Source organism: Shinella sp. JR1-6, assembly GCF_004284735.1.
In the GTDB taxonomy this organism is placed as follows: domain Bacteria; phylum Pseudomonadota; class Alphaproteobacteria; order Rhizobiales; family Rhizobiaceae; genus Shinella.
This window is the reverse complement of record NZ_SHMI01000066.1, coordinates 1-7,878: the sequence shown is the minus strand read 5'-3', so window position 1 is coordinate 7,878 and position 7,878 is coordinate 1. Positions and strand designations below refer to the sequence as shown.

Sequence of the window (7,878 nt, the reverse complement as noted above, 5' to 3'; positions counted from 1 at the left end):
ACTTGCCTGCGGTGTCGCGCAGCCAGCAAAAGCCTGCCTCTCGTCGCCAAAACGTCCGGTGCTATGCATTAAGGCGGTTAGAAGTGCTTCTCTCCAAGAAGTTCGTTCGCCTTGCCGTTGCCGTCCCGCTATTGCTCCTGCTGGGCGGCTGCAAAATGGTCGTCATGTCGCCTTCAGGCGATATTGCAAGGCAACAAGCCGATCTTATCGTTGTCTCGACGCTATTGATGCTGCTCATCATCATACCGGTGATGTTTCTCACCCTCTATTTCGCTTGGCACTATCGCCAGTCTAACAAAAGGGCGAAGTACGACCCCAAATGGCACCATTCGACGGCTCTCGAGGTAGTGATCTGGTCGGCGCCATTGGCCATCATCATCGTGCTTGGTGCGATCACCTGGATCAGCACTCACAAACTCGATCCCTATCGTCCGCTCGACCGGATCGATGCGCAACGGCCTGTCACGGAAGATACAAAGACCATGACGGTGGAAGTCGTGGCGCTCGACTGGAAGTGGCTGTTCTTCTACCCGGAATATGGCATCGCTACAGTCAACGAACTCGCAGCGCCGGTGGACGTTCCGATCAGCTTCAAGATTACGTCATCATCGGTCATGAACGCGTTTTATGTTCCGGCGCTCTCGGGCATGATCTATGCCATGCCGGGCATGCAGACACGACTCCATGCGGTCATGAACGTTCCTGGCGACTACGAGGGGCTTTCGGCCAATTACAGCGGCGGCGGCTTTTCGCAGATGCGCTTCAAGTTCCGCGGCTTGACCCAGGCTGACTTCGACACCTGGGTCGCGCAGGTGAAGCGGATCGGCACCACGCTTAATCGCGACAGCTATATGAAGCTGGAAAAGCCGAGCATGAAGGAGCCGGTGCGCTATTACGCCAGCGTCGACAGCGGACTCTACGATTCGATCCTGAATCTCTGCGCCACCCCGGGCACGATGTGCATGAACCAGATGATGCATATCGACAAGATGGGTGGTGGCGGTCTCGAAAGCGAGAAGAACAGGGAGAGGCTCGACTACGATACGCGCCGCGCGCCGCTCAGAGGTCTCGATGTATTCTATCCGCCTTCGACACCCGAGGCCGAAGGAACCCAGGACGATGCCGTAACAGGATCAGCCTCCGAAGCAAGTGCGTTCATCGACGACCGAAGCGCCATTCCCGCGGCGGAAGCGAGCCGGGCAGCCGTTGGCCACATCATGCCAGATGGCACGGTTATGGACGGTAGTGTCCCGGCAAAAGACAGCACGCAGGGTGTCTCATTCGCGCCAACCAATGACATCTCCAATCCATGACCATCGGTTGACAGATACTGGAAACACGAATGCCTACGAACATCAGCATTATGGAATTCATTTTTGGCAGGTTGTCATGGGAATCCCTTGCCTTCCTGCACGAGCCCATCCTCATGGTAACCTTCGTCGTCGTCGCCATCGGCGGCGCCGCGATCCTCGGTACCGTCACCTACTTCAAACTCTGGGGCTACCTTTGGAGGGAATGGTTCACCAGCGTGGATCACAAGAAGATCGGGATCATGTACGTGGTCCTCGCGCTCGTGATGCTGCTACGGGGATTTGCCGATGCGATCATGATGCGCATCCAGCAGGCGATCGCCTTCAGCGGCAACGAGGGTTATCTGACGCCGAGCCACTACGACCAGATATTTACGGCGCATGGCGTCATCATGATCTTCTTCGTGGCCATGCCGCTGATCACCGGCCTGATGAATTATGTCGTGCCGCTGCAGATCGGCGCCCGCGATGTCGCCTTCCCCTTCCTCAATAATTTCTCCTTCTGGATGACCGTGGGCGGCGCCATTATCGTGATGATGTCGCTCTTCGTTGGGGAATTCGCCCGTACCGGCTGGCTCGCCTATCCGCCGCTCTCCGGCGCGGATTACAGTCCCGGCGTCGGCGTCGATTATTACATCTGGGGGCTACAGGTGGCCGGTGTCGGGACGACGTTGTCTGGCATCAACCTGATCGCCACAATCGTCAAGATGCGCGCGCCGGGCATGTCCTTCATGAAGATGCCGGTTTTCACATGGACCTCGCTCTGCTCCAACATCCTGATCGCCGCTACGTTCCCTATCCTTACGGCGACGCTCGCCCTTCTTTCGCTCGACCGTTACGTGGGAACAAATTTCTTCACGAATGATCTTGGCGGCAATTCGATGATGTATATCAACCTCATCTGGATCTGGGGCCATCCGGAGGTCTACATCCTCGTTCTGCCGGCCTTCGGCGTTTTCTCGGAAGTCGTATCGACTTTCTCCGGCAAGCGCCTGTTCGGATACACCTCGATGGTCTACGCGACCGTCGTCATCACCATCCTGTCCTATCTCGTGTGGGCACACCACTTCTTCACGATGGGTTCCGGCGCCTCTGTCAATGCCTTCTTCGGCATTGCCACGATGATCATCTCGATTCCGACCGGTGCGAAGATGTTCAACTGGCTGTTCACGATGTATCGAGGCCGCATCCGCTACGAGTTGCCCATGTACTGGACGATCGGCTTCATGGTCACGTTCGTGATTGGAGGTATGACAGGTGTTCTTCTTGCCGTTCCTCCCGCGGATTTCGTGCTCCACAATTCGCTGTTCCTGGTTGCCCATTTCCACAATGTGATTATCGGTGGTGTACTGTTCGGTCTGCTCGCGGGCATTGTCTATTGGTGGCCGAAGGCGTTCGGCTACAGGCTCGATCCCTTCTGGGGCAAGCTGAGCTTCTGGTTCTGGCAGATCGGTTTCTTCTTTGCCTTCATGCCGCTCTACGTGCTTGGCCTGATGGGTGTCACTCGCCGCGTCAGCCAGTTCGACGATCCGTCGCTACAGATCTGGTTCATCATTGCAGCTTTTGGCGCCTTCTTGATTATGCTGGGCATCGGGGCGTTCCTGGTCCAACTCTTCGTCAGCTATGTGAAACGTGATCAACTGAAGGACGAGACAGGCGATCCATGGGATGGCCGCACGCTCGAATGGTCCACCTCATCCCCTCCACCTGAGTATAACTTCGCCTTCACTCCAATCGTTCATGACCTCGATGCATGGTCGGATATGAAAGAGCGAGGTCATGAACGCCCGGTCGATGGTTTCCAGGCCATCCATATGCCGAAAAACACGGGTACTGGCGTTGTTCTCAGCGGGCTTAGCGTCGTTCTGGCTTTCGCTCTGATCTGGTACATCTGGTGGCTGGCGGCGCTGGCCTTCGTGGCGCTCATGAGCGTCGCGATTGCCCATACCTTCAATTACAAGCGGGACTACCACATCCCAGTCGAGACGGTCGTCGAGACGGAGGCCGCCCGCACCGACCTGCTTGCAGGAAGGGCATGAGACCATGAACCAAACTCACGACACTTCGTCGGTAAAGCCGGAATTCTACCAGAAACAGGAACGTCATCCGGAAAATGCCACCAGCCTGGGCTTCTGGATTTATCTGATGGGTGACTGCCTGATCTTTGCCGTCCTATTCGCCACCTATGGCGTGATCGGGCGCAATTATGCGGCAGGCCCGTCGCCGGCCGACCTGTTCGACCTGACGCTCGTCTCCATCAATACGGCATTCCTGCTTCTGTCGTCGATCACCTTCGGTTTCGCCATGCTGCAGATGGAGCGTGGCGCCAGATCGGAGACGCTTTTCTGGCTGGCCGTTACTGGTCTCTTCGGCCTCGCCTTTATCGGGCTGGAACTCTACGAGTTTATCAAGCTGATCGGGGAGGGGGCCACGCCGCAGCGCAGCGGCTTCCTGTCGGCCTTCTTCGTCCTCGTTGGAACACACGGCCTTCACGTCACCATTGGCATTGTCTGGCTTGTGACGCTGATGGTGCAAATCGCCAGGTATGGACTGAGCTCGGAAAACTGCCGGCGGCTCTCTTGCCTCTCCATGTTCTGGCATTTCCTCGACGTAGTCTGGGTGGGCGTGTTTTCCGTCGTCTACCTGATGGGAGTTTTGATATGAGTTCGAATCCACACGCCCACGCGCACGGCAACCATGATCATGACCATCAACACGGTGGGCTCGGCCATGGCGGGACGCATGGGTCCTTTCGTGGCTACGTAACGGGCTTCCTACTTGCTGCGATACTGACTGCGATTCCGTTCTGGCTGGTGATGGGTAATGTCCTTGAAAACAAGACCGCGACGGGCGTCTTGATCATACTCTTCGCTGCGGTGCAGATCGTGGTCCACATGATCTACTTCTTGCATATGAACTCCCGCGCGGAAGGCGGATGGACGCTGATGGCGCTAATTTTCACCGTCGTCATCATCTTTATCGCGGTTTCCGGCTCATTGTGGATCATGTACCACCTTAACGCGAATATGATGCCGATGACACCAGAAATGATGAAGAATATGCCGTAGCCAGCTCGCCAAGAACCCGGCTTACAGAACGAACAGACAGTCTTGGTTTAAAGTGGATCGCCTGGGAAGCGGTGCAGCGCATCAACCAGCCCGCGGAGATCCTCGCCGGTCCGATGCTCGTTGTCGCGACCATCGGTCTCGTCGTGAACCTTATCGGCGCCTATGCGCTATGGTCCGGCGACAGCGGTGACAGCAACCTGCGTGGCGCGCTCCTTCACGTCGTCGGCGACCTTCTCGGTAAGCATCCGAGCAGCCACGCGGTTTCTGCGGGCGCGGATGAGGACCAATCGGTCTATGGTGGTGAGGTTCGGTTCGGAGTTGGGGGGGCGTGGCGTAGCGGACCGTCAGGTTTTTCGGCGTGATCGACGCGCCCATTTTGCGACCAGGTCTTCAACGGCTCTATTGAGATCGGCGAACGCAGCATGGTTCGGGTCGAAGTCTTTGGCGCCCCACCATTCGGCCAGCTCAGCGTGCCGCTCATGAGAGGGATCGGCAAGTGCCTCACGGAACTCCTGGTATCCCCAAGGCCCGCCGACGTCTTCAGGCGGGCAGCGCCCCGTTGCCTCGATCAGCATGGGGTCTGCCAGCGCAACGATGGGGAACGTGCGCTCGATCTTGATGCTGTGCGTCCAGCCGTCACCGAAGTCGTAGTGGTATTTGAAGGATTTCGCGCCGGTGTCCTGGATTGCCGACAAGAGCGAGACCTTGCGCGCATCGATCGGGCCATCCCCCCATTCCTGGTCGGGCAAACCAAAACCGACGTCGCGAATCTGGAACTCGTAGAGATGGGTATTCGTCCAGCCCATCGCGGCTTGCAAGACCTCATGCAATCGGCTGAGCCGGATGCGCCACGGCACGACAACGCGCCGCATCACCATCGGTTCGACATGATCAAGAGTGACCTTCAGACGGACCAGGGAAGCTGCCATCGTCAGGCCGCCAGCATGAGGGCTGGACTTTCACCCTGGCGTAGCCGCTTCCACTCCCACGGAAGCAATTCCGGCAGACGCGAGATCGGCAGGTCAGCGATACGAGCAAGGATATCGGCGAGCCAAGCCTTGGGATCCACGTCATTCAGCCGTGCGGTCATGATGAGCGTGAGCATTATGGCCGCGCGATCGGCGCCGCGGTCGGAACCGGCGAAGAGCCAGGATTTTCTGCCGCAGGCTACACCGCGCAACGCTCTTTCCGCGGCATTGTTCGTCATGCAAATCCTCCCGTCATCGGCATAGCGGGCAAAGTCAGTCCAGCGCGACAGTATATAGTCGATCGGCCCGGCCACCGGGGATGAACGCGAGAGGCCGTGCCGCTCGGCGCGCAACCATCCCTCCATATCGTTCAGCAGCGGATTGCTCTTCTCCTGCCGGACGGCCAGCCGCTCGGCCGCGCTCAGGCCGTTGATATCGCGCTCGATGGCGAACAGGGCATCGATGCGCTTGACGGCTTCGAGGGCCACCGGCGAGATCGGTTTGGCACCCTTGCCGCGCCGCGCATTGCGAGCGACATCGGCCAGCTCGAAGAACTTTCGGCGCGCATGGGCGAAGCAGAAGGCGGGCGTTGCCGGCATCTGCCTCTTCGTCCGGTCGAACAGCGGATTGAAGCCGTTGTAGCAATCGGCCTGAAGGATGCCGCTGAAGTCGGCCAGATGCCGTTGCGGGTGTTCTCCGCGCCGATCGCTGGAGGCATAGAAGACCGCCGCCGGTGGTGCAGGCCCGGCGAATGGCTGATCGTCACGCACGTAAACCCATATTCGTCCGGTCGTGCATTGGCCCTTTGCCAGGATCGGAATCGTCGTGTCGTCGCCGTGAAGCCGCTCGGCCTGGAACACATGCGTCTCGATCAGGTCAAAGACCGGCTTGAGGGCAAAGGCGACGTGGCCGACCTGGTCGGCCAGCGTCTGGGTCGACAGGTCGATGCCCTCGCATTTGAACCGGGTGCTCTGGCGGTTCAGCGGGATATGCTGCCCAAACTTGTCGAAGACGATCGTCGCCAGAAGGTTCGGGCCGATGAAGCCGCGCGGTGTGGTGTGGAACGGCGCGGGAGCCTGGCTGATCGCCTCGCAATCGCGGCAGCTGAACTTCTCGCGCACCGTCTCGATCACCTTGAAGCGGCGCGGGATCTCCTCCAGCGTTCTGGTGACGTCCTCACCCAGCTTCGATAGCCGCGATCCACCACAGCAAGCGCAGGCTGTCGGTGCGTCGAGGACGATGCGCTCGCACTCGATATCCTCCGGCCAGGGCTGGCGCACTGGCCGTTTACGCGTGAAGGCACGCACCGCCTGCGTTTTGGCCGCGGCCTCTTCGGCCGCCAGTTCGTCCTCAGCCGTTGACGCCACCAGCTCTTCGAGCTGCAATTCCAACTGGTCGATCAGCCGCTGCGTGCGCTCACGGCTCGGCCCGTGTCTGTTGCGCTCCAACTTTCCGATCAGGAGTTGCAGCTCCACGATCAGCGCTTCGGTGCTCGCCAGCCGTGCTTCCACTTGCAGCCGTGCCGTACGTTCAGCCAACAGCGCCGAATGGGCGCTGGCAAGATCCGAAGGCAGGGTAAGCGGCGGCAACGTCATGACGACATTCAACCAGATTTCCCAATAATCTCAATGCTTAAATACAATCAAACTCGCGTCGGTCGCCAAGTTTCCTGCGGTGCGCGCCAATCAATTCCGGAGAGCAGGTAGGAAAGTTGTGCCGAAGAGATTGCCACCGCGCCACCTTCGGCCGAAGGCCAAATGAACCTTCCTCGTTCCAGCTTTTTCGTGAACAGGCAGGCCCCCTGACCATCGTGCCAAACGATCTTGACCAGATCGCCGCGCTTGCCCCTGAAGCAGAACAGATGGCCACCCAACGGGTCATGCTTCAGCACCTCCTGCACCCGCAGCGCCAGCGACGGGAACCCACACCGCATATCCGTGTAGCCCGTCGCAAGCCAAACCCGAACGCCTGACGGGATCGGGATCATTCCAGCCTCTCAAGGCCACGGACAATCCGCAGCAGCGCATCCAAATCGACATCACGGTCGACAACAACGCGCCGACCGTTTGCGATCACGATCTCCATCCGCCCAGTGCTCGACGGCGAATTCAGCGGTACAGGCGCCGGCATGGGCGCCTCCGCCACCACAAGGGCCGGCACGAAGCCATCAAAATCGCCGATGGCAAGCCGACCTTCCCGATACGCGCGCCGCCACGTATTCAATTGCGAGCGAGAGAGCCCGTATTTGCGTGCCGTCGCAGACGCAAGGCGCGGAGCAGAATAGCTCTCCTCCACAATCCGCAGCCGTACCGCATCCGTAAACTCACGCCGGCGGCCAAGCTCGATAATGTCCATCCGGCTCACATCCGACCGGTAACTGTCCTTATTCACGTCCATAAGGACAATCGGCCACATTCACATCAATCTGAAAAGGCGGCTCACGCCGGATGCGTACCCTTCTCGGATCGGTCGGCGCCATTGTGGCGGCCATCGGCATCATGCTCACCGGATGGAGTGTTCTTGACCCGCTTC

Annotated in this window: 9 protein-coding genes; 5 read left to right on the top strand and 4 right to left on the bottom strand. The window is 59.1% G+C overall.

The genetic code is table 11. The annotated features are described in order from the left end of the window. Positions 1-155 precede the first annotated feature (155 nt). Genes cyoA through EXZ48_RS33610 form a run of 5 tightly spaced genes read left to right on the top strand, consistent with a single transcriptional unit; the run spans position 156 to position 4,740 of the window. On the top strand, positions 156-1,313 hold the full coding sequence (gene cyoA / locus EXZ48_RS33630) for a ubiquinol oxidase subunit II (protein ID WP_245290423.1): 1,158 nt from the start codon (positions 156-158) through the stop codon (positions 1,311-1,313). Positions 1,314-1,342: 29 nt separating this feature from the next. Next, the gene (cyoB, locus tag EXZ48_RS33625; protein ID WP_023515136.1) at positions 1,343-3,349 is read left to right on the top strand and encodes a cytochrome o ubiquinol oxidase subunit I; all 2,007 of its coding nucleotides are present in this window, start codon (positions 1,343-1,345) and stop codon (positions 3,347-3,349) included. 4 nt (positions 3,350-3,353) lie between these two features. Next, positions 3,354-3,974, top strand: a complete 621-nt coding sequence (cyoC, locus tag EXZ48_RS33620) for a cytochrome o ubiquinol oxidase subunit III (RefSeq protein WP_023515137.1) — start codon at positions 3,354-3,356, stop codon at positions 3,972-3,974. Next, positions 3,971-4,378: a cytochrome o ubiquinol oxidase subunit IV gene (gene cyoD, locus EXZ48_RS33615; protein ID WP_023515138.1), complete on the top strand. Its 408-nt coding sequence runs from the start codon at positions 3,971-3,973 to the stop codon at positions 4,376-4,378. Before cyoC ends, cyoD begins: the two co-directional genes overlap by 4 nt. A gap of 56 nt (positions 4,379-4,434) precedes the next feature. Continuing rightward, entirely contained in the window at positions 4,435-4,740 is a 306-nt protein-coding gene (locus tag EXZ48_RS33610) for a cation transporter (protein ID WP_081870557.1), read from the top strand. On the opposite strand, the gene EXZ48_RS33605 is transcribed toward EXZ48_RS33610, so the two are convergent. From EXZ48_RS33605 to EXZ48_RS33590, 4 genes are read right to left on the bottom strand one after another with little or no spacing between them, the layout of a single operon-like run. After that, positions 4,723-5,307 carry a plasmid pRiA4b ORF-3 family protein gene (locus EXZ48_RS33605; RefSeq protein ID WP_023515140.1) on the bottom strand — a complete coding sequence of 195 codons (585 nt, stop codon included), beginning with the start codon at positions 5,305-5,307 and terminating at the stop codon, positions 4,723-4,725. The two genes, EXZ48_RS33610 and EXZ48_RS33605, sit on opposite strands and share 18 nt — an antisense overlap. A 2-nt stretch (positions 5,308-5,309) precedes the next feature. After that, positions 5,310-6,941, bottom strand: coding sequence for an IS66 family transposase (locus EXZ48_RS33600; RefSeq protein ID WP_023515141.1), 1,632 nt, complete (start codon positions 6,939-6,941; stop codon positions 5,310-5,312). A 47-nt stretch (positions 6,942-6,988) separates the two neighbouring features. Next, positions 6,989-7,333: an IS66 family insertion sequence element accessory protein TnpB gene (gene tnpB / locus EXZ48_RS33595; RefSeq protein WP_023515142.1), complete on the bottom strand. Its 345-nt coding sequence runs from the start codon at positions 7,331-7,333 to the stop codon at positions 6,989-6,991. Further along, entirely contained in the window at positions 7,330-7,701 is a 372-nt protein-coding gene (locus EXZ48_RS33590; RefSeq protein WP_245290361.1) for a transposase, read from the bottom strand. The genes tnpB and EXZ48_RS33590 overlap by 4 nt, the downstream gene beginning before the upstream one ends. Positions 7,702-7,878: the final 177 nt, after the last annotated feature.

Coding starts and splice junctions, on each gene's coding strand:
- cyoA (WP_245290423.1), top strand. CDS start 156: ATGGTCGTCATGTCGCCTTCAGGCGATATTGCAAGGCAACAAGCCGAT.
- cyoB (WP_023515136.1), top strand. CDS start 1,343: ATGCCTACGAACATCAGCATTATGGAATTCATTTTTGGCAGGTTGTCA.
- cyoC (WP_023515137.1), top strand. CDS start 3,354: ATGAACCAAACTCACGACACTTCGTCGGTAAAGCCGGAATTCTACCAG.
- cyoD (WP_023515138.1), top strand. CDS start 3,971: ATGAGTTCGAATCCACACGCCCACGCGCACGGCAACCATGATCATGAC.
- EXZ48_RS33605 (WP_023515140.1), bottom strand. CDS start 5,307: ATGGCAGCTTCCCTGGTCCGTCTGAAGGTCACTCTTGATCATGTCGAA.
- EXZ48_RS33600 (WP_023515141.1), bottom strand. CDS start 6,941: ATGACGTTGCCGCCGCTTACCCTGCCTTCGGATCTTGCCAGCGCCCAT.
- tnpB (WP_023515142.1), bottom strand. CDS start 7,333: ATGATCCCGATCCCGTCAGGCGTTCGGGTTTGGCTTGCGACGGGCTAC.
- EXZ48_RS33590 (WP_245290361.1), bottom strand. CDS start 7,701: ATGGACATTATCGAGCTTGGCCGCCGGCGTGAGTTTACGGATGCGGTA.